Genomic DNA, 21,865 nt, shown 5'->3' on the forward strand with positions numbered 1-21,865 from the left:
ATAAAGGGGACAAGCACATGAGGTCTAATTCCAATAAATTATATTTTAAATATACGATTCTTCTAATAATAGCAGTGTTCATTTTATCCGCTTGTGGCGGAAATAAGTCCACTAGTTCCAGTGAGAGTCAAGACCTAGTCATTGCCATGTCAGCATCAAATATACCAAGTCCTGATACAACGCCAACAGAAGGATATGAAGGGTATAGATTCGTAGGCCACCAGCTTTATGATGGATTAGTAGGATGGGATCTGTCTCAAGGCGACAAACCTGCAGATGTGAAACCAGGTTTAGCAGAATCATGGGACACAGCAGAAGACGATCCTACTTTATGGACATTTCATCTCCGCAAGAATGTCACTTTCCATGATGGGACAGCATTTAATGCGGATTCAGTAGTGTTTGCTTTTGACCGCATCAGCAATCCAGATTCAGAGTATTACAATGCCAGTGTTGCAAGCGGTGTTTTATCTTATTTGAAATATGTGGAAAGCTATAAAAAAATCGATGATTATACATTCCAGATAAAAACAAAAGAACCTTACAGTTTTCTTCCATATGATTTGACATTTATCTTAATTCCGAGCACGAAAGCAGTGGAAAAATATGGAGAAGATTATGTAAGTCACCCATCTGGAACAGGACCATTTAAATTTGCAAGCATGAGTCAAGGCGAAGAATTAGTGATGAAAAAAAATGAGTCCTATTGGGGAGATGTGCCAAAAGTCAATCAAGTCATTTTAAAACCAATGCCTGATTCTTCTGCAAGATTAGCAGCATTGCAGTCTGGGCAAGTAAATTGGGCAGAAATACCGCCAACAGAATCCATTGATCAGCTAAAGTCATCAGGCTTTCAGGTATTGCTGAATGACTATCCACATGTTTGGCCATATGTTCTAAATCTGAAAGAAGGGCCATGGAGCGATGTTAGAGTAAGACAAGCTGCAAACTATGCCATTGATCGGGATTCTTTGTCCAACTCTCTATTAAATGGTGTTGCTAAACCAGCCACACAAGTCTTATATGAAGGTCATCCTTGGTATAACGAAGAAGGGGAAAAATATACGTATGATCCAGAAAAAGCGAAAGAACTACTAAAAGAAGCTGGGTATCCAACTGGGTTCGATACGACTTTTGTTGTTCCTACAAGCGGGTCTGGAAATATGTGGCCAAAAGAGATGAATGAATTTATCCAAAAAAATCTGAAAGAAGTTGGAATAAATGTAAAGATTGAAGCAATTGAATGGCAGACGCTGATTACACAATATCGTGCGGGATTTCCCGATGATAAAGAAGTGGGTGCATACAATATATCTTTAGCTCCAGTTGCCCCGTGGGTATATGATCGTTATTTTGCAACAAGCTCCAGTCCGCCTAATGGAGCTAATATTGGAGCATACTCCAACAAGGAATTAGATGAAATACTGAAAAAGGCTCGGGAATCTTTTGACACAGCTGAAAGGGATCAATATTTAAAAGAAGCTGGAAAGATAGTTGCGGATGAGGCTCCTTGGATCTATGTTGTGCATGATCAGAATTTAAGAGTGTTAGCGGAAAATGTAAAAGGTTTTGTTCAGCCGCAATCATGGTTTGCCGACTTAAAGACAATATCTATTGAATAATGGAAGAAATCATAAAGATTAGGAAAGTGGGTGTATAAATGATTCCTTTTATACTCAAAAGATGCTTGTTTATGATTCCAACATTGCTAGGAGTAACCATTATTGTATTTTTAATGCTGCAGATTGTTCCAGGAGATCCTGTAAATTCGCTTCTGTCGCCTGATGCGACAGAAGCAGACCGAAAGCGGATTGAACATGAACTTGGTTTTGACAAACCAGTTGCTGTTCAATATGTTGATTGGTTAGGCAGGACGCTGGAAGGAGATTTTGGGCGATCTATCATCAAACAATTAGATGTGAACTCCTTATTGTTTGATGCCATGAAAAATACGATTGTGCTAGCATTTGGCGCAGCGCTGTTCTCCTTTCTATTAAGTCTAGTGATAGGCATTTACAGCGCCTATTATCCAAAATCATGGATTGCTGTATTTGGAAATATGATAGGACTAACTGGCGTAAGTATTCCTAATTTTTGGGCAGGGCTGATTCTTATCGGCATCTTTTCGGTAGAATTGGGGTGGTTTCCTTCAGCAGGAATGAAAAGTGTAGGAGGCGGTGGCGTTTTCGATACCATTAGTCATTTAATTTTGCCGGCAATAGCAGTAGGAATGACTACATTAGGCGTTATGACTAGAATGATCAGGAGTTCTGTTGTCGACCTTCTGCAGAAAGATTTTATCATTACTTTGCAAGCGAAAGGAACTAGTTCCTTTACGGTCTTACTGCATGTTTTGAAGAATTGCACCCCAACTATTCTAACAGTAGCAGGTCTGCAAGTTGGATATTTAATAGGAGGTTCTGTTTTGGTTGAAACAGTATTTGCTTGGCCGGGAGTCGGGCAGCTTATCTATCAAGCGATTAGTCAAAGAGATTTTCCAATTATCCAAGCAGGAGTACTTGTAATCAGCATTATGTTTGTCTTAATCAATCTTATAGTAGATATACTGCATGCTGTTATAGATCCAAGAATACGTCACGCTTAAGGAGGATGGAATATGATAAGAGGAAGTGCGGAACAGATTAATGCAGCCGCTTCTGGCATTTTAACTAGAAAGACAAAAGAAGACTCGAGGTTAAGAAATATAATTCGAGTATATGGTGAGAATCGAACTGCTTTAGTTTCCTTTATTGTCCTATGTATAGTTGTTGTTTCTTGTCTATTGGCACCAGTAGTAGCACCATATAGTCCTCTTGAAGGAAATATAAATGAACGATTGCTCGTTATTGGCTCAGAAGGGCATATTTTAGGGACAGATGAACAAGGCCGTGATATGTTATCTAGAATTTTATATGGAGGCAGACTTAGTTTGTTAGCAGGATTGGTCCCAGTATTGGTTGCTGGTTTTATCGGCAGTTTTTTAGGGATTGCAGCAGGATACTTTGGAGGGATTATAAACACGATTATTATGCGAACACTTGATATTTTCTATGCATTTCCTGCAGTTTTGCTTGCAATCGGGATTTCTGCTGCTCTTGGTCAAGGGATTGATAATATTATTATCGCTATCTCTATTGTTTTTATTCCGCCAGTAGCACGGATAGCTGAATCTGCTGTTAAGGAGGTGAGGGAAGAAGAGTTTATAGAAGCTGCAAAGTCTAGCGGAGCAAAAAGTTTTTCCATCATACGCTACCACATCATTATGAATATATTTAGTAAATTGTTTGTTTATTGTACAACACAAATAAGTATTAGCCTGGTGCTTGCCTCTGGTTTAAGTTTCTTAGGTTTGGGAGTTTCCCCGCCTACTCCTGAATGGGGTATTATGTTGAATAATCTAAAACAGCAAATTTTTATTAATCCAATTTTAGCTGTAATACCTGGATTATTTATATTTATCACTGCTCTGGCAATAAACCTTGTAGCTGATGGATTAAGGGATGCATTAGAAATTAAACAATAAAAGAGGTGAGGATGTTGGGAGTAATACTTGAAGCTGTCGATTTGAAAAAATCTTTTCCAGTCAAGGGGTGGTTCGGTAAATCAAAAGGAGCAGTATCAGCCGTTCATGATGTATCTTTTTCACTGGAGGAGCAGTCTACAATAGGAATAGTCGGTGAATCCGGATGCGGAAAATCGACATTAGCCAGGCTGCTCATGCGTCTAATAGAACCAGATCATGGAGAAGTTCGCTACCGAGGGGAAAATATTCTTGCTTTATCTGGAGGCAAACTGCAAAACATACGCAAAAAAATACAAATGGTATTTCAAAATCCATATTCTTCTATAAACCCTAAGTTAACTATATTAGATAATGTCGCTTTTAGTTTGTGGGAAAATGGAGCATCTAAACAAGAAGCCAGGAGAAAAGCTCATTATTATTTAGAAGCAGTTGGTTTGCCAAGGTCGTATGCCACTCGTTATCCAACTAGTTTAAGCGGCGGGCAAAGACAGCGTGTCGCCATTGCAAGAGCTTTGATTTTGGAACCTGAAATTATTATTGCAGATGAAGCCGTATCTGCTCTTGATAAGTCGGTCCAAGCACAAGTATTAAATTTATTCCAAGAATTGAAGTCTGAATTTTCACTCTCTTTAGTGTTTATTTCCCATGATTTAAATGTAGTGGAATATATGAGTGATGAAGTGATGGTCATGTACTTAGGAAAAGTGGTAGAGAAAGGCAGTGCAGCTCAAATATATGAGCAGCCTAATCATCCTTATACAAAAGGGTTGTTAAATTCTGTGCCTTCGATGGAGGTGGGGGTTTCTACTTTAAATAATTCTCCCATAACAGGAGAACTGCCTAGTCCTATGAATCCTCCATCTGGCTGCAGGTTCCGAACAAGATGCCCTCATGCAAGGGATCAATGTGAAAGCTCGTATCCTCCAGAAATAGAAGTAAGAACAGGCCAAAAAGTTTCGTGTATTTTGTATGAAAATGATGTAAGAGAAAAAATTCTGCTTTAAAAAATGAAAGAATATAGGAGGAATTTAGGATGAATCAACATTTAAATCCAAATGAATCAGCGCTTATTTTAGTAGATATACAAAATGATTTCTGTCATGAAGAAGGAGCGTGCTCTAAAATGGGGCGTGATGTATCAGGTGCTCAAGCAATTATTCCACAGGTTGAGCTATTAATGGAGAATGCAAGAGAATTAAATATTCCTATTGTATTTATTCAAATGACCCAAAACGAATATACCATATCAGATGCTTGGACGAATCGGCCTAGACCAGCAGGCTATAAAAATCCTTTAGATATTTGTAAAAAGGATTCTTGGGGTGCTGAATTTTATAAAATTGCTCCAAAAGAAGGAGATATTATAGTAGAAAAGCATCGTTATAGTGCCTTTATTGGTACAGATTTGGATATGATACTCCGTAATCTAAATTGTAAATCTATTATCCTAACAGGTGTAGCTACTAATGTTTGTGTGGAATCAACGGCAAGGGATGGATTTATGCTCGATTATCATGTCGCAGTAGTGAAGGATGCAAGTGCAGGATATGTACCAGCGCTGCATGAAGCAACCTTTGGAAATATTGAAAATAATTTTGGACTGGCATTAGAAACAAATGAAATTATTAATTTTTGGTCTACCTTAAAATCAGCTGCTGTTTAATAGGCTATTCTAAATAAATGTAGGAGAGTGAAAATAGATGAATATGGAATTATTAAAAAAAATGAGCACAGAACTGAATGGAAGAACTTTTGATCCTGCATTGGAAGAACAATTGGCGCTTTATGCTCAAGATTTTCAACCTGTGCTGGACGAGTTGAGAGAAGTTTCTAAGCAATTTCTATTAGCGCTCGAACCAGCTCCTGTATACTTTCCAGAGTAAAAGGGGTCGTACCATCTGATAGGTTTAGGTGGTACGGTTTTTAATATGAATAAATGATCACTGTTTCATAATAGAAAGTGAGGTTGCTGGTATGCAAAAAGTTCAATTAATGACAATAGCGGATATTGCGGAACAGATAAAAAACAAGGAATTATCTCCAGTTGAGTTATTAGACAGCCTGTTTGATCGAATTAATAAGTATGAAAAGAAACTAAACACCTATATAACATTGATGACAGATATAGCTAAACAACAAGCGAAAGAAGCAGAACGAGAGATTATGAATGGAAATTATAAAGGTCCATTGCATGGAATTCCAATTTCACTGAAAGATATTGTTGCTTTTGCTGGTGTTCCAATGACAAATGGTTCAAGAGTTGATCCAGATTATATTCCCAGCAGACATGCCACTGTTACAGAAAAATTGCTGAAATCGGGTGCTGTTATCATAGGAAAAGCACATTTGCATGAATTTGCCTATAAGGGACCACATCCATATTATGGTTGGACGAAGAATCCGTGGGATTTAAACCGGGTTCCTGGAGGATCAAGTTCAGGTTCTGGGTCAAGCGTACAAGCTGGATTGTCACTTGCTTCTATTGGAACAGATACAGGGGGATCCATCCGCATGCCAGCAAGTTTATGTGGAGTAGTGGGTCTAAAACCAACATATGGAAGGGTTAGTAGATATGGTGTATCACCATTGTCTTGGACATTAGATCATGTTGGGCCATTAACAAGAACTTGTGGAGATGCAGCATTGGTTTTACAGTCTATTGCTGGTTTTGATGGCAAAGATGAATCCTCTTATAAACAATTGAATTGGGATATTAGTGAGTTTAACAAGAATGCCAGTTTGCAAGGGAAAAAGATAGGAGTGCCAGAATCCTATATTTTTGATTCTCTGGAGAAAGATACAGCTAATGTTTTTAAAAGGGCATTAGAATCAATGGAAAGTGCAGGAGCGGAAATCATTCCAATCGAAATAGCTGGTTTGCATGAGTTAAGAGCAGCGCAAAGTACCATTTTAACTTCGGAAGCCTACTCTTTTCATATGCATAATCTTGAGGATAAAAAAGAAGGATATGGTCCTGATTTACGACCAGCTTTTGAGATTGGACAATACTATACAGCAGAATCCTATATTCAGGCACAACGGTATAGAACAAAAATGATGCAAGAATTTAAAAAATTATTTAAAGAAATAGATATTATAGCAACACCAACTTTTCCTGAAGGGGCTCCAGAAATTGAGTTGTACGAAAAAGAGGTTTCTTTTTGGCGAGGAAAATTCACCTTCATTGCCAATATTTTAGGATTGCCAGCTCTGTCGCTTCCATGCGGCTTTTCTAAAGAAAACCTTCCAATTGGTCTGCAATTAATTGGCTCTCCTTACTCAGAAGGGGAAGTCTTATCAATTGGTTCAGCATTTGAACAGCAAAATGGGTATTTTAACATTCTCCCTGATGAATCTAAATGGGAAGAACAGCTTTAGATTATTAAAGAAGTGAAAGGAAGAGAATGGTGGATGAGAAGAATGATAGTATAGAACAAAAGGCGAATAGGCATGGAGTATTAATAGCTATGTTATTAGGGGCATTCAGTGTGATATTGAATAATAGCATACTGAACGTTTCCATTCCTTCTTTTATGCAAATGTTTGATATTAATGCCATTCAGGCACAAAATGTAGTGGTCGGTTTTATGATACCTATGATGATTACCATGTCACTATCAGGCTATCTTGCTGACGTATTAACAAGAAAATTTGTATATATTTTGGGCATGGTGTTATTTTTAGCAGGATCATTATTGGGGATGGCTGCATGGGATTTTCAATCATTAATTTTCTTTCGAATAGTGCAAGGAATTGGCGGGGGATTTGTGATGCCATTAAGCATTTCTATTCTATTCAGTTATTATTCTGAAAAGGAAAGAGGATTTGCTACTGGTATATGGGGAGTTGCTGCTATGGTAGCTCCTGCTATAGGACCAACAATTGGGGGCTTGATTTTAGAGTACAGCTCTTGGAAAATGTTATTCGCAATGAATATACCTACTAGCATTATCTGTATGATAGCAACCGCTTATTTCTTAAAAGAAAAGCGGCAAAGCAAAAAAATTAAATTTGATTTTATCGGATTTATTTGCATAACTATTGGGATTGTTTGTTTAACATTAGGAGTTAATCGGATTCCATATGGTTTTTCAGATCATGGGTGGCTTACTATATGTCTCCTATTAATCGGATTTACTGGGTTCCTATTTTTCATTTATACAGAGTTGCATATAAATAATCCTTTAATAGATATTCGTATATTTCAAAATCCCATTTTCACTAATAGTACCATCATTGTAGCAGTTTGTACGGCAAGTTTATTCAGCGGAATGCTGCTATTGCCATTACTTTTGCAAGAAGTTTTGCAGTTGAGTGCTCTTACGACTGGGCTTATCTTGCTGCCGCAAGGAATGATGATGGGAATCGCTATGACCATTGGCGGCAAAATACTAGACCGAAGTGGTGTAAGAATAATATTGCCAGCAGGTATTATTATCTTGTCGATTGTAACTTTAGTCTTAGGCTGGCTTGTGGGGCAAAGCAGTCAATGGCTTCTAATCTTTTTATTGATAATAAGAGGAATAGGAATCGGGTTCATTAATACTCCAGCTACAACAGCTGGTTTGAATGCTTTACCCTCTTTTCAAGTATCGCGGGCAATGTCGATTAATAATGTGATACGGCAACTAACGGGAACGATTACTGTTGTACTGTTTTCTATGTTTTTTGAATCGAGAAGGATTATTTATATGGAACGTATGTCTAAAGAAGCAGCAGGGATCTTATCTGTTCAACACTCTTTTCTGATTATGGGAATCATCGTTATATTAATGCTCCCTATTACATTCAAAATGAATTACAAAAAAATGGAGAAGAAAAAAAGATTAGCGCGAAAATTTGGATAAGGTATTTATAACTTGAAATATATTTTTTACAATAAGCAACAGTAGAAAAAGCAGACAAAAAATCTGCTTTTTTTATCTGCTTTGAAAAAAATACAGAAACAAAGGAAATATATACAAGATGTGGAGGGGCAGAGGGGGGGATTTTTTGTTTTTATCATCCAGAAACGGCAACAAGTGATTGGATTACAATAAGAGAGGTCATTAAAATAATCGGCAATTATGCATTTGCCATTTAAGAAGAGGCGTATCTATAAATAGATGCCTCTTTTATTCATCAAACACGCAAAAATAAAAAAATGCTATAATAAAAAAATGTCTCAAAAGATAATCTATAAAATAGAAGGTTAAAAAATGATGAAAGCAAGCACGTATATAAAAGAATGGCAAAAAGCACTGCAAGAAGAAATCAATCATTTAAAACGCTATTCCAACACAAAAATAGCTTTATATAATGGCAAAATGCTTCATACAGAAGAAAACTATACGTATTATTTTGAAACAAGCAGTTTTACGAAAATTCCAATTGGCTCCAATATTGTTATTGAGTGGGGAAGCGCCAAAATTGACGGCAGAATTCTTTCCTCAGACGGCAAAAGTTTGCTTGTTGTATTGGAAAAAACAATAGGGGAAACTGTGAGCGAAGCCTATTTGTTTCATGATCCGTGGGAACTTCTAGAACAGTTGATGGCAAGGTTCGATGGCATAAAAGAAAGCAAACGAAAACGAACAAGAATTCAGCAATTAATGAATCCAGAAACAGAGCCGCGCCATCCTATTGAAGGCATAAAAAATCATGTTCATGAACTGGCGCTCCGATGCAAATACAATCCTGTCACGTATGTATGGGGACCGCCTGGCACAGGCAAAACATATACACTGGCCAGAGTAGCTTTGCAACGGTACTGGAAGGGGAAACGCATCTTAATCCTCTCTCAAAGCAATCAAGCAGTGGACGTGCTGCTAAAAGAAATTACGGAAACAGCTACCCAAAAAGATCGTTTTAAAATGGGCGATATTTTACGATATGGCTCAAACACAACGGACGGAATTTTCGCAGATGATAAAATCACGACAACCAGTTTGCTAGAAGAAAAAGATCAAAATTTAGCACAGCAAAAAAGTGCGCTGATAGAAGAAAAGCGCCTGTTAAAACAAGACTTAGCAAAATCATTTAGCATGCGTGATTCTTCTGAACTATTAAAACTAGAAGAAAAATTAGCGCAAGTATTGGAAAAGATTCGCAAGCGGGAAATTCAATTTGTCAAAAAAGCGATGATTGTTGGCACAACATTAGCAAAAGCAGCAACAGATACAACGATTTATGAAGACAATTTCGATCTTGTGATTGTGGATGAAGCAAGCATGTGTTATGTTCCTCAAGCAGCATTTGCCGCAAGTCTTGCTAAACGCACGATTATTTGCGGCGACTTTAAACAGCTTCCCCCTATTGCTGCTGGAAGAACAAATCTTATTAATAAATGGCTAAAGGATGATATTTTTTCCGCTTCTCATGTTGCAGAAAAAGTGACAGGAAGCAAACTTCATCCACATTTGCTCCTTTTGAATGAACAAAGACGAATGCATCCAAGTATATCCTCTTTTACGAATAAACATATTTACCATTCATTAGTCGGCGATCACGCATCTGTTGCAAAAAAAAGACAAAAAATTGCAAGCAAAGCTCCTTTTCCACAGGAGGCCAATATTTTGCTCGATACAAGCGGATTTGGAGAATACACTACTTATGAAAAAGGCAGCAAATCAAAAATTAATGTGATGCAGCTATTATTGTCTTTTCAGCTTATGTACGAAGGAATCAAAAATGGCATGACAAGCATCGGTTATGTTACCCCTTACCGTGCTCAAGCGGAATTAATGAGCGCGCTTGCCGAAGAGTTATTGCCAGAACAAGTCGCAAAAGGAGTCCTTACCATTGCAACCGTACATCGTTTTCAAGGAAGTGAAAAGGATATGGTTATATTTGACAATGTAGAGGGCTTCCCGATAGAACGGCCTGGCATGCTTTTAGTGGGAAAAGAAAGCGAGCGGTTAATCAATGTTGCCATTACTAGAACGAAAGGGAAATTTATCCATGTGGCGAATCGAGATTATGTAAAACAAACCATCAGCAGACAAAAAACAATTCGCAAATTAATGGACCACCAAGAAGAAGGTCATCTGGTTATTTTGCCAAAACAAATTGGTGCATGGATTAAACATGCTTTTGCCTACTTGCATTGGTCACATGGCAAAAAATTAGACATCATTCAAGCTGATATAAAAAGAGCAAGAAGTTCAATTGTGTTTGTTTTGACAAAAGGAACCCACTTTTCCATCGAATGGATTACCATGCTTAACGAACGAAAAAAACAAGTTCCTGTAACGATTTATGGAGAAAAGTCTCCATCAAAAGATTATCGATTTACAAACTGGGAGGACTCCACCTTTCCAATGATGATCATTGATGAAAAAATCGTTTGGCTGGGACATCCATTAGAAGGCGTTAAAAGAATCAAACCGCCATCGATTGCTGCAAGAGTGAAATCTGTTTCTTTGGCTGAGTATTTGCTGAAACAATTGCCAGAGAAATAATTAAGGCGCTTTTTGCTAAAACATCATACAATTTTTTTCTAGAAGATAAAATATTTTCGCAAATTTTCAGAAAACCATGCTATGATAGTGAAGAGTAACGTTTAGGAGGAAACAACATGACATTAAAAGATGTATTAACAGAAGTACTTCAATCAGAAACAGAAGTTCAAGAACAGCTCGAAAAGCACAAACAAGAAGGATTTATCACAACAACTTCAGAAGCAACTCAACAAACATTGCTAGAAAAGCTAGAAGAAAATGATTTTTACGTGTACGATACACAGTTTATCGACGGGTTGCACCGTTTGTATATAGAGCTATAAGAATAAAAAAGAAGGCAGAAATGCTTTCTTTTTTTGCTTTATAAAAGGGGAAATAAGGGGATAGGAAAATCAGTGTTATTTCCTGAGAAATCGCAGGATGTGACAAAATATGAAGGAATATTCCTTTTGACAGGGGAAAAATAAGATACCTTGAGGAAATTTGGCGAAAAAGAGGGTAGGGAATGACAAAGTATTCATTCATAGATGATGCCAAAACTAAAAAGAAGAAAGATTAGCTTATTAATAAAAATAGTGTTTATCCATTCATGAAACGGGCTATAACTAAAGTGTGTTCCCCTTTGCGGCCTTTGCCTTTTTATTTGGCAGAGGCGTTTTTTTTTTGAATTATCACAGCTGTATATCTTTATTTTCTGCGATTATATTATAAGTAAAAATAGAGAAATACAAAATGAACTGTTCGAGGAGATGTCCTGTATTTTTTAGTGCTAATTATGTTTTCTTCAGAAACGCCGAAATGGTACGGAAAAGGGAAATATAGGAGATCTTTCTAAGTGTGGGATTAGATTGAATAGCTAAACAATTTCTAGTACAGGAGAAAAACAGCAGAATTTTTTGCTTAAGAAAGAGTAGAGAGCTCCTCTAGTGAGTTTATTTTATGATGATAAAATACGGAAGATAAAGGATGCTGTAAGTAATAAAAGCAATAGGATATGAAAAAGAAAAATCCATCCAGCAGCATAGGGGTGGTATCTAAGTAGTGAGCGGTATGAGGAAAATTTTATATACAGCAGGAAAAAGGTAAAAAAGATTTGCAACCCGGCTGCCATAGCAAATGCGTTAGGCCCGTGGCTTTGCGTCCTTTATTTTCATAAAGTTTGCCAATAAGAGATTATACGTGAATCATGTAATGGAAGTCTGAGTTTTTAAATTGCTGATACTGAAAAATAAAATAATCTAGTTGTTGACTGATTTGCAGAGTAGTTGAGTTATTAAAGCCTTTTTTCATACCAACATGAATCAATTCTTCTCGTAACTGTTGAATCTGATTTTCTAGTTGATTTAGAGAATAGTCTTTTTCTTTATAGGTCTCAAGCATTTCAGCACTGCTACTAAAAATATACCCAAATGTGCACATTCAAAGATAATTCTTGTTTCTACGTGTCCCACCTCGCCAGTTGCTCGCTACTATGGTTGGTCTAACACTCTACAAGCGTAAATTCCCGACATATAAGCCATCGGTACATATATACTCTCTCGTTAGGTGAGAACGGTATATCGAGTTGCTTGTACTAGATTAAATGCTGCATTTTCATCTCTATTCATCGTATGACTACAAGTGTCACAAGTAAAGGTACGTTCCGAAAGGGATAGTTTTACTTTTTTCATTTGGCATTTGGAACATAGTTTACTGGACGGATAAAATCTATCAACTTGTCTTAGTTCAATACCTAATTTACGACATTTGTTAAGTAGATTTAACTTGAATTGATAGAATTTTTGATTGGCAACTGCTCTAGACAAGTGTTTGCTCTTCATCATTCCTTTTACATTCAAATCTTCCATTGTAATAAAAAGTGGCTTGGTTTTCGTCACTTCTCGAATAACATAGGCTTGATAAGCGGCTCGAATGTTCGTTAAGCGAAGATGAAGTTTCTGTACTCTTTGAATGTTTTTATGTAGGTTTTTCCTTTGATTAGCAGCAGATTCACCTCCTGATTTTTTTATTTTTTTATAGTATTCATATTTCCTAGAAAGGGAATGTTGTTCTCTTTTTAGCTTTTTTTCTGCTTTTTTAATTCGTATGGATTGGTTGATGTTTTTAAAATATTGACCATCGCTTGTCACAGCAAATTCTTTTAACCCTAAGTCTATTCCTATGCCATGATCCTTTACCGTTTCTTTTGGAAGGGTAACTTCTTCTTTCACTAGCACTGAAATATAGAATCTATCGGCTTTTTGTCCTACGATACAACTACTCACAATACTATTCGTTGGAATATAGCCTTTTTCTTTCAAAATCACCCAGCCTAGCGTAGGAACCTTCATGCGATGTCTTTCCACCAATAAATCAGTTGGATTGTTCTTCGGAAAGTAGGCTTTTACTTCTTGCTTGTTTTTCTTTTTAAAACGCGGAAATTTAGCTTCTCCTTTGAAAAACTTACGAAAAGCGGTATCTGCATTCATAATGGCTTTTTTTCTAGCTTTTGAAGAAACAGCTTTTATCCAAGGAAATTCTTTGGATAATGTATGATTGACGTATTTATCATAGTCCATCCCACCACAAAACTTCGCTTCCTTTTGATACAATTCTCTATTATGTGAAAGAAAAGAATTATAAAGAAAACGACAAACACCAATGGTATTTATCAATTTTTGTTTTTGCTTCGCTGAAAGATAAATTTCTGTTTTGTAAGCCTTCATAACTCTTTATCCTCTTCTATCCTTTCTTTGTATTTTCTTAACCTATAGATTCTACAAGAAAACACATGAATGATAGAAATTAAATTTTGTATCATTTCTTCATGCGGAGATAGTTTTTCATTTTTTCCTATGATTAATTCTACGTCTAATTTGTTTAGAAATCGTTCAAACCAATCGTAACCAAAACGAATAAATTTATCCTTATGCGTGATAAAAACCTTGGAAACTTTTCTTCCTTGTATATCATCCAATAATTTATTTCACTTTTTCCGATTATAGGTTAATCTACTTCCAATATCTTCTGTAATTTCATCTACAATAATACCTTTGGCATTGACATATTTCCTTGAAAATTCTACTTGATTGTTTAAATCATCCTTCTGACCAGCATGAGAAACTCTGGTATATAAAACTACTTTTCCTTTATTCCCTTCTTCCGATGTGGCACCTGTATACTTAAGAAGTTGACTATGAGTATAATACCTCCTATCTTTTGGAAAAAATATAAGTAAAAGTAATTATACCAAAAAAACTTAAAAAAAACTTAATTTTATAAGGGATTATTTGTTTATTTTACTAAAAAAAGTAGGTGTTTAATTAAAAAGCGAATAGAAATCCAGATTCATAGAAACTATGTCTATTATTGAAACAACTAGACTAAAAAACAAAGGGATAAAAAAGACTACTCATGTTTGAGTAGCCTAATAAAAGAAGTGATTAATTTTTACTGATTTTCTCTTGATAATTGCTCCATGCAGACATGGCAAAAGCAGCAATTATTTCTCCAGTAAATCTTAATAAACCACCAACTAGTTCCATCAAAATCAACTCCTTCACTCTGATTTTACAGATAATGGATGTTTTTGTAAACGACTTTTAAATAAAGGAATACAGAAAAAGGGTTAATAACATTGAAGGGTGTCAACAAATATACATAGGAATGGAAGAAATAAAACCATATTCCAAAAATGACTATTTGATTTTATTAAGAACCTTTTTGCAGATTTCCGTTATCAAGGCAATGGGGATGAGAAAAAATCTTTATCCGGCATAATGGGCAGTAAAACCCCTACTGATTGAAGTTTCACTTTATTGCAATCAACTGCTTTTGTGAAGGAGAATTTTAGTAAAATGAATGAGTTTGTATTAGCATTTAACTTTAAAAATGAAGGAACATAAAGATGATATAAAACTGTAGATTTATAGATGAGGGTATCGGGAGAATGGTGATGCTGTGCAGTAATGTGTATAGGTGCTAATATATAAATATGAGACACTAATATTATCTAAATGGAGCTGGTATAGATGAATACAATCTTTAAAGAAGTGAAAAATCATGCACTTTGATCCAGATCAACATTTACACATTGGCTATTATGAAAACGGATTTGATTTAGAAGCAGTTGCATATAAGGTTCTCGGTGAGGATAAGTGGGTAATATTTTGGCCAAATGATCAAAAATGCGAGTTTAATAAAAATATATTATCTTCCTGCAATTTCCATCCGTATTTTGGATATGAAATTTTTTCCATACAACAAACAGATTTATCTTATAGAACTGGATGCAATCATTTTGCAGATTGGCTGAAAGCGTCTGGAATCATGGAGTAAATTAGGGTGAAAGCTAACATTAACATAGGTAGCGTGCAATTAGAGTTATAGTTTTTGAGCAGGGAACATATTACTATCTCTAGGAAATTAAATAAAAATTTAATGGTATAACGGATGGGATATTTTCTGGTATAGGAATTGTAGTATCAGGGATAAATGTAATGATTAGGGGTTACTTAGGTGATGGTATCTATCCAGGGGGATGCTTTAATTTCATATTTTTTAAATTATTTTAATATTGTCTGTTCTTAATTTCGTTATTTATGGAAGAATTGCAAAATAATAGGATTATAAAGTTGCAGAGTAATTAAATTATTTAGAGGGAGTGAAAACGATTTCTTGACAAAAAAGAACAGATGGCTTAGAATTTAATTATAGATATTTCGACTTGTTAGCTCAGTGGGAGAGCACTTCCTTGACAGGGAAGGGGTCGTGGGTTCAAGTCCCTCACAGGTCATTAAACGCAGGTGTATCAAGGGTTTTACAAGGATTTTGCAAACTTAGTAGGAAAGTGGTCATTATTAGACCCTTTTCTTACAACTGAGACCACTAACCTTCTTAGAATAATAAGAAGGAAGTGGTCTTTTTATGTTGTTGAAATTTGCCATACAAGATTTTAAGGATGACAGGGAATTTCAGAACTTATCTGAACAAACAATCAAAACATATCAAATTATTTTAGGAGAGTTCCAAAGCTTTAGTGCTGAAAAAGAAGTGCTGAATGTAGAGGATATAACAGCGAATATAGTCAAATCCTATCTCCTCTACTGTAAAAAAACTAAAGGGAACAATCCTGTAACGATTAATACGAAAATAAAAAATCTTAAAGCTTTTTTTAATTATATGGTGATGAATGATGTAATTACGGATAAACGAAATCCAATGTTAAAGATTGAAAAGATAAAAACAGATACTAAAATTGAAGTTTTTACTGATAACCATATCAAGCAGATGTTAGGCTATTACAGAAGATTAAAAGGAAGAGAAAAGTCATTTTATGCTTATCGTGACCATACAATCATTCTTACATTGCTTGGCACTGGAATACGCTTAGGAGAATTGTGCAATTTAACATGGGAAGAGGTCAACTTGGTTAAAGGTACTATTACTGTATTCGGTAAGAATCGAATGCAAGCAAGTATACCTTTGACAGATAAGTTGATTAAGGAACTTGCGGAGTACAAAGTTTTTTGTCAGCAATATTTTAATGAATCCTCTGTACATGTCTTTGTAAATAAAGATAATAAACTTATGACAACAGATGCAGTTAAAAACATGTTCAAGCGTTTGAAGACAATTATGAATTTTAAAGATGTTCGATTATCGGCTCATACGTTCCGCCACACGTTTGCTCATAGGTTCTTAATGAATGGTGGAGATGTATTTACTCTACAAAAAATGTTACGGCATAGTAATTTAAAGATGACTGAGAAGTATCTTGCTATTTGGGGAACTGCATTAAGAGAGCAAAATGAAAAGTATAATCCATTAAATACTTTAGATATATAAGCTAGGCGAATGAAATCAGTAGAGAATGTGCTTCTTACTGAGAAGAAAGCAGCTTATAGTAAAAGCGGTGCGATGTCCTATTATCTTCTCGCCGTGTAAAGTAAGAATTGAATCTTGCTTTGCTAGGTTGATTTTTTGAATTAAAATAATAATATCTTTTTCACTTGATTTGTTAGCTGTTGCAGCAAAGTTGAGAATACTGTGGTCATTGTTGAAGTGTTGCTCTCTAATAATTTTTTGCGAGTGAATATTTCCGAACTGTAATATAAGCCTGTCCGCATTAAATAAAGTCGAAAAACCCATTCAATTCTTATGAATGGGTTTTTACTTTGTATCCTTATCTACTATCTTAACGATATCTTTGATAAGCTCATATACCAATACAATTTCTTTTTCGTCTCTATCAATAAGTAAATCATTGATGACTTCAATTTTTCTCTTCTTATCAAGTTCCTTCAAGTCTACAGTAGATTTGTTGGTTTTAAACAATTGATAGGCGCTGATATCTAAGCCTCTAAGTATTTTATCAAGTGTATCTAAAGATATATTTCTTTCTCCACGCTCTACTCCGCCAATATATGTGGACTGAAGCCCTGCTTGTTCTGCTAATTCTTCTTGTGTTAATCCTTTTGCCTTTCTATATATACGAACACTATCTCCTACTATTTTTAGGAAATCAGACAAAATGTATCACCTCATTTAAAGGTTAGAGAAGATGATATATAAAAAACAGATATACAAACTATAAAAAAGTGATAAAATAATACTTATAAGTTCTAAAAGAGGTGGTTTGTAACAGAAAATGTAAAAAGATAGTAACTATTAACTGGCTCCGCGTTATGTTTTGTACACTTCAAGTAATCACAGCTATAGAAGAGGGGAAAAGAATGGACATGGTATTACCACTATTAGGCGTGGGAAGCGCCTTTGCTTTTGTTATCTTGTTAATCATTGCAATCATAGGATGGATGTTAAAGAAAAAGTGGAAGAAACGAATCTTTTTAGCTTCTATCATTTCATTAGCAGTATTATTGGTTTGTCTTGGTATAGATAAGATTGTAGAGACAAACTCAAAATCTGTATCAAAAGAAGAATCGCAAGAGAATATAGATATTACTTTTGATAAATTTAGCTATAAAGTAGAGAAGTTTTCCTATAACAAGGATGAAAATTCTATCGATATTGAATTATCCACTAATATACCAAATGGCACAGAAGTCAATATTGGATTCAACAAGATGATGGTGATTGAAGAAGGAATAAAAGACATAGATGACCCTGTCGTTAAGCAGTTAGCTTGGGAGAAGGCTGCAACAGAGGTTAAAGAGGGAAAAATCAAACTTCATTATGATGGCTCAGATAAAGAAACAAAGCTAATCAATGGGCAGTATGGTGTTTGGTTAGATTTTGAAGTTGGTTCCCTTAAAAATGAGCAGCTCTTTGCGGAGTTGGGAAGTATGGAAGAGGCTAAGAGCAGGTTCAAAGAAAATACTATTTCTGAAACAGCAGACAAAGGAGAATATTCTATCATCATAGGTCAGCAATTCTTAAATATAACTAACTCTATATCCTACAAAGAATTGAAGAAGCAGGAGCAAGAAGCAATTGAACAAAAAAAGGCAAGTGCTAAAGAACTTCGATTTGCTGAATTAGAAAAAAATCCGAACAAACATGCTGAGGAGTATGTGAAGTTCAAAGGTGAAATTTTGCAAATTATGGAGGATTCAACTTCTACTGTTATTAGGCTGGCAGTGACCAAGGAATCATATGGATACGATATTAGTGATGTAGTTTATATAACTTATGCAGGGACAACAGAGTTTGTAGAAGAGGATATAATAACTGTATATGGGACAGTTAAAGGCTCTCATACTTATGAGTCACAAGCAGGGCATCAAATTACATTACCGTATATAGAAGCTGAGATAATTGAATAGTGAGTTTGTATACATTTTAAAGAGTAGCTGAACTACTCTTTTTCTATAGGGAAAAAAGACTATCTATTTTGGTCAAAGAAGGAATTAAGTTTGACTAAGATGTAAAAGGAGGAAAGGAAGGTATGAAAATACCTTATTATGAAATCTTACTGAATGATACTAAAAAAATAAAGAAGTTAGTGTGGAATATCAACTATCGAGCGAGAAAGATGGGATTACCGGCTTCATTAAGTGTTGAGGAATTAACTAATATCTTAGTACAATATGAAGGGAAATGCGCAGTAACAAAGAGAGAATTGTATGCAGAAGATTTCACAACAGACCATTTCATTCCTTTAGATTGGAAAATAGTTGGCTCATGTAAAGAAAATATTGTTCCAATGAAAGGCGGGATTAACTCCTATAAAAAAAATATGTCTCCCTTTGAGTTTTACTATAGGTTTACAATGTTTGGAAGGAGAGACTGTGATGAAAATTGGAATAATCTAATTACTTATATGCGGAAGATGTATAAGTTTGAGGAGAAAGTAGACTTTTTTAGCTTTATTAGATTTTGTTGGTTTATTCAAAAGAATCCCCATTACTTCTTGATGGTTGGTCAACCATTAGAAATAGTAAAAAATATGTACTTATCTATAATGGATAAATACTCCATCGATGGAAAGCATAATTATTATACGCATAAAGCTATGAGAGAGCTTGATATATCTTTCTTTTTGGAAAATAAAATATTGAAAACTGAATGGTAGAGATTTTTCTCTACTATTTTTGTTATGTCCTTTCTAACCCTGCATCTTAAATCAAAGCATACACATAATCTTCTATTATCTGATATTACCCAATTAATTAAGATTTTTATGTAAAGTTTGACTTAAATTATATGATTTTATATAATTTAAATGAAGATTCGCTTTAAATACAAGTCAATAGGAGGAAGGATGAATAGTTTAGGTTACATTGCAAGAGTGTTCGAAGTATCTCTTTCAGAAATTGGAAGACAAATAGATGTATCACCCCAGACAGTTAATGACTGGGTAAAGAATAAAAGGAGAATACCTCAAAAGAGGATAGAACAATTAGTAGATATATTTAGATTATCTAAGGAGTGTTTTGCTAAAACTGAAGAAGAATTAAATGAAGTGGAGCGCTTAACAATTAAGCTAAAGTATTATCAATCAATTAACAAGCTTAAAGAGGATAAGCAATATCGCTACTGGTCACATCAAGATGAAATAAATGCATTGTCAAAAAAAATTGAGGATAAAAAGTTGCTTCTTAGCATTGAGCAATTATTTCAAGGGGGAGGTAGGTGGGGAGAACTCAATTATAATCCTCAAGGCGTAAAAAATTATCAATTATTTGAAGCGATGGTAAAGTTACTCAGTAATGCTGAGGAGAATAAAGAACAAATCGATGAATTAGTAATATTATTGCTTGGAGAAAAGCAGAAAAGAAAGTTTGACATAGTAGAATATCCAAATCGCTAAATGGGCTTGTACTTTCGAGTGTCTAATTTGAAGCAATAGTTGCAAATATCAGTAGTATAAAATTATACATTTAACTTCTATAAAAAAGAAATGAGAGTAGAAATATGCACGTGTAATTCTTTTGGGGAAAATACATATGTATAATTTTATACATATAACGGTACTGTAATAAAAAATAAAAATTTAAAATAAGAAATAAAAAATAAATAATAGAAGGGATGCTCGCAAGCGAGCTTTTTGGTTATTTGCTTGCTTACGCTGTCAGGCTTTCTATGACATACTAAATGTAAAGGATGTAAATATTGGAAAATAAGCATTTTATACAAGTTAAAAAGAATGTATTTGAACTAGGAGCAGAGGAAACATTTATCTACTCTATTATAAGTAAGAACTCTTTAATTGATGGAGCTACAATGATAAATTTGCCATATTTTTTAGAATTGCTAGGAATGAGCAATAGAACTGAAAATAGAAGTAAACTTAAAAAATATCTATCTAACCTATCAAGTTCATTAGATGTAAAATATTATAAAGATTTTCGATTGCAAAAAACTGTAGATGTAGAAAAAATGAAACCTTCACAACATTATTATGCTCAAATCCCAAGTGCAGAAGGCGGGTTTGTTAAATTCTATATTAAAGATTTTACTAAGCTAATGTTAATAGATTCTAAAGAATATAAATCTATGTTACTACTACAATATCTTTTTATGATTGGTACAATTAAAGAAAGTAAAGCAGAAAGACTTATTGGATGGCAAAATATTGAGCAAATTGCAGAAGCAATTCGATTTAACAAGAAGACTGTGATGAAATACAATAAGATTTTTCAAGAGAATGAGTTGATTTATTGTGGAACAGTACATTTAAATGGAAAAGATAAAAACATCTATTCTCGTTGGGATGAGCAGAATGATGTGATAGAAGCTGTGAAAGAGGCAAAAGTAACTGGTCATATTTCAAAAAAGAGAAAGCAAAAAGAGAATGAAGGTGTTATTGAGAAAAAGCATAAACCCTTAAATAATACTTTTCAGCAACAAGCCAACAATAACGATATTGCCCCAGAAGTAATGATTGCTATAGATAGTTTTTTAGATGCTGGTTTAATATTGCATAAAAAAACTAAAGAAAAGATAGAACAGGCAATTCAAATTTGTGGCTCTGAACAATTTGTTAAGGTAGTTAAGGAGCTAGAATCAAGGTGTAAAAATACTATGTCAGAAGGTCAGTGGGCTGGATACTTCTCCAATAATATAATTGCAAGTGCGAAAGAACAGAGAACACATATAGATGCACAAAATAAAGCAATGGAAGAATTGGAGAAAGGACAACCCCAACTGGAATCAGAAAGATTATACCCTCCACATGTTATGGAGTGGAAAATTAAAGGATTTAATAGCAGAGAAGAATATAAAAAAGCTAAAGATAAAGAAGATATGGAAAAATTAATAGCTAGTCTCCAGCTTGGTTGAAGAGTTTTCTCAGGGTATGGTCAACATACTCTTTTTTGTTCTTTAGAAAATTGTGTTGATGGCAATCAGAAAACGTAAGGTTTGACATTTAAGAGTACGTAATAGATTCTGTATATTCACAGCTTGATATGGAGTAGAGGGTATGATAAGCTAGTTTGTCTACCAAGCTTTACAGCATAGT

The 21,865-nt window shown here is 34.8% G+C and carries 19 protein-coding genes, 1 tRNA gene, 1 pseudogene and 1 riboswitch; of the genes and pseudogenes, 17 read left to right on the top strand and 4 right to left on the bottom strand.

What is annotated here, in order from left to right; translation table 11 throughout:
• The first annotated feature begins 17 nt into the window (after positions 1 to 17).
• From CWS01_RS06960 to CWS01_RS07010, 10 genes are all read left to right on the top strand, one after another.
• A complete protein-coding gene (locus CWS01_RS06960; RefSeq protein ID WP_101176475.1) occupies positions 18 to 1,622 on the top strand; it encodes an ABC transporter substrate-binding protein in 1,605 nt (534 codons plus the stop codon).
• A gap of 38 nt (positions 1,623 to 1,660) precedes the next feature.
• Positions 1,661 to 2,605 (top strand): ABC transporter permease, encoded by a 945-nt coding sequence (locus CWS01_RS06965; RefSeq protein WP_101176476.1) that lies wholly within the window; start codon positions 1,661 to 1,663, stop codon positions 2,603 to 2,605.
• 12 nt (positions 2,606 to 2,617) lie between these two features.
• Positions 2,618 to 3,523, top strand: a complete 906-nt coding sequence (locus CWS01_RS06970) for an ABC transporter permease (RefSeq protein WP_101176477.1) — start codon at positions 2,618 to 2,620, stop codon at positions 3,521 to 3,523.
• A gap of 11 nt (positions 3,524 to 3,534) precedes the next feature.
• Positions 3,535 to 4,527: an ABC transporter ATP-binding protein gene (locus CWS01_RS06975; RefSeq protein ID WP_101176478.1), complete on the top strand. Its 993-nt coding sequence runs from the start codon at positions 3,535 to 3,537 to the stop codon at positions 4,525 to 4,527.
• Positions 4,528 to 4,556: 29 nt separating this feature from the next.
• Positions 4,557 to 5,186, top strand: coding sequence for a cysteine hydrolase family protein (locus tag CWS01_RS06980; protein ID WP_101176479.1), 630 nt, complete (start codon positions 4,557 to 4,559; stop codon positions 5,184 to 5,186).
• A 37-nt stretch (positions 5,187 to 5,223) separates the two neighbouring features.
• The gene (locus CWS01_RS06985) at positions 5,224 to 5,406 is read left to right on the top strand and encodes a hypothetical protein (RefSeq protein ID WP_101176480.1); all 183 of its coding nucleotides are present in this window, start codon (positions 5,224 to 5,226) and stop codon (positions 5,404 to 5,406) included.
• Positions 5,407 to 5,497: 91 nt separating this feature from the next.
• On the top strand, positions 5,498 to 6,901 hold the full coding sequence (locus CWS01_RS06990) for an amidase (RefSeq protein WP_101176481.1): 1,404 nt from the start codon (positions 5,498 to 5,500) through the stop codon (positions 6,899 to 6,901).
• A gap of 29 nt (positions 6,902 to 6,930) precedes the next feature.
• Positions 6,931 to 8,370: a DHA2 family efflux MFS transporter permease subunit gene (locus CWS01_RS06995; RefSeq protein WP_157827582.1), complete on the top strand. Its 1,440-nt coding sequence runs from the start codon at positions 6,931 to 6,933 to the stop codon at positions 8,368 to 8,370.
• Positions 8,371 to 8,721: 351 nt separating this feature from the next.
• Entirely contained in the window at positions 8,722 to 10,962 is a 2,241-nt protein-coding gene (locus tag CWS01_RS07005; RefSeq protein WP_328588901.1) for an AAA domain-containing protein, read from the top strand.
• Between the two features lie 116 nt (positions 10,963 to 11,078).
• Positions 11,079 to 11,285 (top strand): hypothetical protein, encoded by a 207-nt coding sequence (locus CWS01_RS07010; RefSeq protein WP_101176483.1) that lies wholly within the window; start codon positions 11,079 to 11,081, stop codon positions 11,283 to 11,285.
• A gap of 768 nt (positions 11,286 to 12,053) precedes the next feature.
• A riboswitch (cyclic di-GMP riboswitch) is annotated at positions 12,054 to 12,136 on the bottom strand.
• On the opposite strand, the gene CWS01_RS07015 is transcribed toward CWS01_RS07010, so the two are convergent.
• The 3 genes and pseudogenes from CWS01_RS07015 to CWS01_RS22890 form a co-directional block, all read right to left on the bottom strand.
• Positions 12,136 to 12,342 carry an aspartyl-phosphate phosphatase Spo0E family protein gene (locus CWS01_RS07015; RefSeq protein ID WP_157827583.1) on the bottom strand — a complete coding sequence of 69 codons (207 nt, stop codon included), beginning with the start codon at positions 12,340 to 12,342 and terminating at the stop codon, positions 12,136 to 12,138. Its footprint overlaps the riboswitch before it by 1 nt.
• A 161-nt stretch (positions 12,343 to 12,503) precedes the next feature.
• Entirely contained in the window at positions 12,504 to 13,667 is a 1,164-nt protein-coding gene (locus CWS01_RS07020; protein ID WP_101176485.1) for an RNA-guided endonuclease InsQ/TnpB family protein, read from the bottom strand.
• Positions 13,664 to 14,164: pseudogene (locus tag CWS01_RS22890) on the bottom strand (IS607 family transposase); the annotation flags it as partial. The pseudogene CWS01_RS22890 and the gene CWS01_RS07020, both read right to left, overlap by 4 nt.
• 839 nt (positions 14,165 to 15,003) lie before the next feature.
• Here CWS01_RS22890 and CWS01_RS07030 point away from each other — a divergent pair.
• The 3 genes from CWS01_RS07030 to CWS01_RS07040 all read left to right on the top strand — a co-directional run bounded on the left by CWS01_RS07030 (position 15,004) and on the right by CWS01_RS07040 (position 16,788).
• Positions 15,004 to 15,279, top strand: a complete 276-nt coding sequence (locus CWS01_RS07030; protein ID WP_101176486.1) for a DUF3986 family protein — start codon at positions 15,004 to 15,006, stop codon at positions 15,277 to 15,279.
• Between the two features lie 385 nt (positions 15,280 to 15,664).
• A tRNA-Val gene (locus tag CWS01_RS07035) sits at positions 15,665 to 15,736 on the top strand.
• Between the two features lie 131 nt (positions 15,737 to 15,867).
• Complete coding sequence (locus CWS01_RS07040) at positions 15,868 to 16,788, top strand: tyrosine-type recombinase/integrase (protein ID WP_101176487.1); 921 nt, start codon at positions 15,868 to 15,870, stop codon at positions 16,786 to 16,788.
• A gap of 324 nt (positions 16,789 to 17,112) precedes the next feature.
• Here the strand turns inward: CWS01_RS07040 and CWS01_RS07050 are convergent, their stop codons facing one another.
• Entirely contained in the window at positions 17,113 to 17,472 is a 360-nt protein-coding gene (locus CWS01_RS07050) for a helix-turn-helix domain-containing protein (RefSeq protein ID WP_101176489.1), read from the bottom strand.
• Between the two features lie 203 nt (positions 17,473 to 17,675).
• On the opposite strand from CWS01_RS07050, the gene CWS01_RS07055 reads away from it, so the two are divergent.
• The 4 genes from CWS01_RS07055 to CWS01_RS07070 all read left to right on the top strand — a co-directional run bounded on the left by CWS01_RS07055 (position 17,676) and on the right by CWS01_RS07070 (position 21,684).
• Positions 17,676 to 18,725: a hypothetical protein gene (locus tag CWS01_RS07055; RefSeq protein ID WP_101176490.1), complete on the top strand. Its 1,050-nt coding sequence runs from the start codon at positions 17,676 to 17,678 to the stop codon at positions 18,723 to 18,725.
• Between the two features lie 122 nt (positions 18,726 to 18,847).
• Complete coding sequence (locus tag CWS01_RS07060) at positions 18,848 to 19,474, top strand: hypothetical protein (protein WP_101176491.1); 627 nt, start codon at positions 18,848 to 18,850, stop codon at positions 19,472 to 19,474.
• Positions 19,475 to 19,663: 189 nt separating this feature from the next.
• On the top strand, positions 19,664 to 20,212 hold the full coding sequence (locus CWS01_RS07065) for a helix-turn-helix domain-containing protein (protein WP_101176492.1): 549 nt from the start codon (positions 19,664 to 19,666) through the stop codon (positions 20,210 to 20,212).
• A 302-nt stretch (positions 20,213 to 20,514) separates the two neighbouring features.
• Positions 20,515 to 21,684, top strand: a complete 1,170-nt coding sequence (locus CWS01_RS07070; protein WP_101176493.1) for a hypothetical protein — start codon at positions 20,515 to 20,517, stop codon at positions 21,682 to 21,684.
• Positions 21,685 to 21,865 lie beyond the last annotated feature (181 nt).

The sequence above is a fragment of the Niallia nealsonii genome, from assembly GCF_002835805.1.
Lineage (GTDB): Bacteria > Bacillota > Bacilli > Bacillales > Cytobacillaceae > Niallia > Niallia nealsonii.

Bases quoted from the DNA above. Each gene is read 5' to 3' on its own strand.
- CWS01_RS07030 (WP_101176486.1), top strand. From the start codon at position 15,004: ATGCACTTTGATCCAGATCAACATTTACACATTGGCTATTATGAAAAC.
- CWS01_RS07065 (WP_101176492.1), top strand. From the start codon at position 19,664: ATGAATAGTTTAGGTTACATTGCAAGAGTGTTCGAAGTATCTCTTTCA.
- CWS01_RS07005 (WP_328588901.1), top strand. From the start codon at position 8,722: ATGATGAAAGCAAGCACGTATATAAAAGAATGGCAAAAAGCACTGCAA.
- CWS01_RS07015 (WP_157827583.1), bottom strand. From the start codon at position 12,342: ATGCTTGAGACCTATAAAGAAAAAGACTATTCTCTAAATCAACTAGAA.
- CWS01_RS07020 (WP_101176485.1), bottom strand. From the start codon at position 13,667: ATGAAGGCTTACAAAACAGAAATTTATCTTTCAGCGAAGCAAAAACAA.
- CWS01_RS07040 (WP_101176487.1), top strand. From the start codon at position 15,868: ATGTTGTTGAAATTTGCCATACAAGATTTTAAGGATGACAGGGAATTT.
- CWS01_RS06975 (WP_101176478.1), top strand. From the start codon at position 3,535: ATGTTGGGAGTAATACTTGAAGCTGTCGATTTGAAAAAATCTTTTCCA.
- CWS01_RS06990 (WP_101176481.1), top strand. From the start codon at position 5,498: ATGCAAAAAGTTCAATTAATGACAATAGCGGATATTGCGGAACAGATA.
- CWS01_RS07055 (WP_101176490.1), top strand. From the start codon at position 17,676: ATGGACATGGTATTACCACTATTAGGCGTGGGAAGCGCCTTTGCTTTT.
- CWS01_RS07010 (WP_101176483.1), top strand. From the start codon at position 11,079: ATGACATTAAAAGATGTATTAACAGAAGTACTTCAATCAGAAACAGAA.
- CWS01_RS06965 (WP_101176476.1), top strand. From the start codon at position 1,661: ATGATTCCTTTTATACTCAAAAGATGCTTGTTTATGATTCCAACATTG.
- CWS01_RS07060 (WP_101176491.1), top strand. From the start codon at position 18,848: ATGAAAATACCTTATTATGAAATCTTACTGAATGATACTAAAAAAATA.
- CWS01_RS06985 (WP_101176480.1), top strand. From the start codon at position 5,224: ATGAATATGGAATTATTAAAAAAAATGAGCACAGAACTGAATGGAAGA.
- CWS01_RS06970 (WP_101176477.1), top strand. From the start codon at position 2,618: ATGATAAGAGGAAGTGCGGAACAGATTAATGCAGCCGCTTCTGGCATT.
- CWS01_RS06980 (WP_101176479.1), top strand. From the start codon at position 4,557: ATGAATCAACATTTAAATCCAAATGAATCAGCGCTTATTTTAGTAGAT.
- CWS01_RS06960 (WP_101176475.1), top strand. From the start codon at position 18: ATGAGGTCTAATTCCAATAAATTATATTTTAAATATACGATTCTTCTA.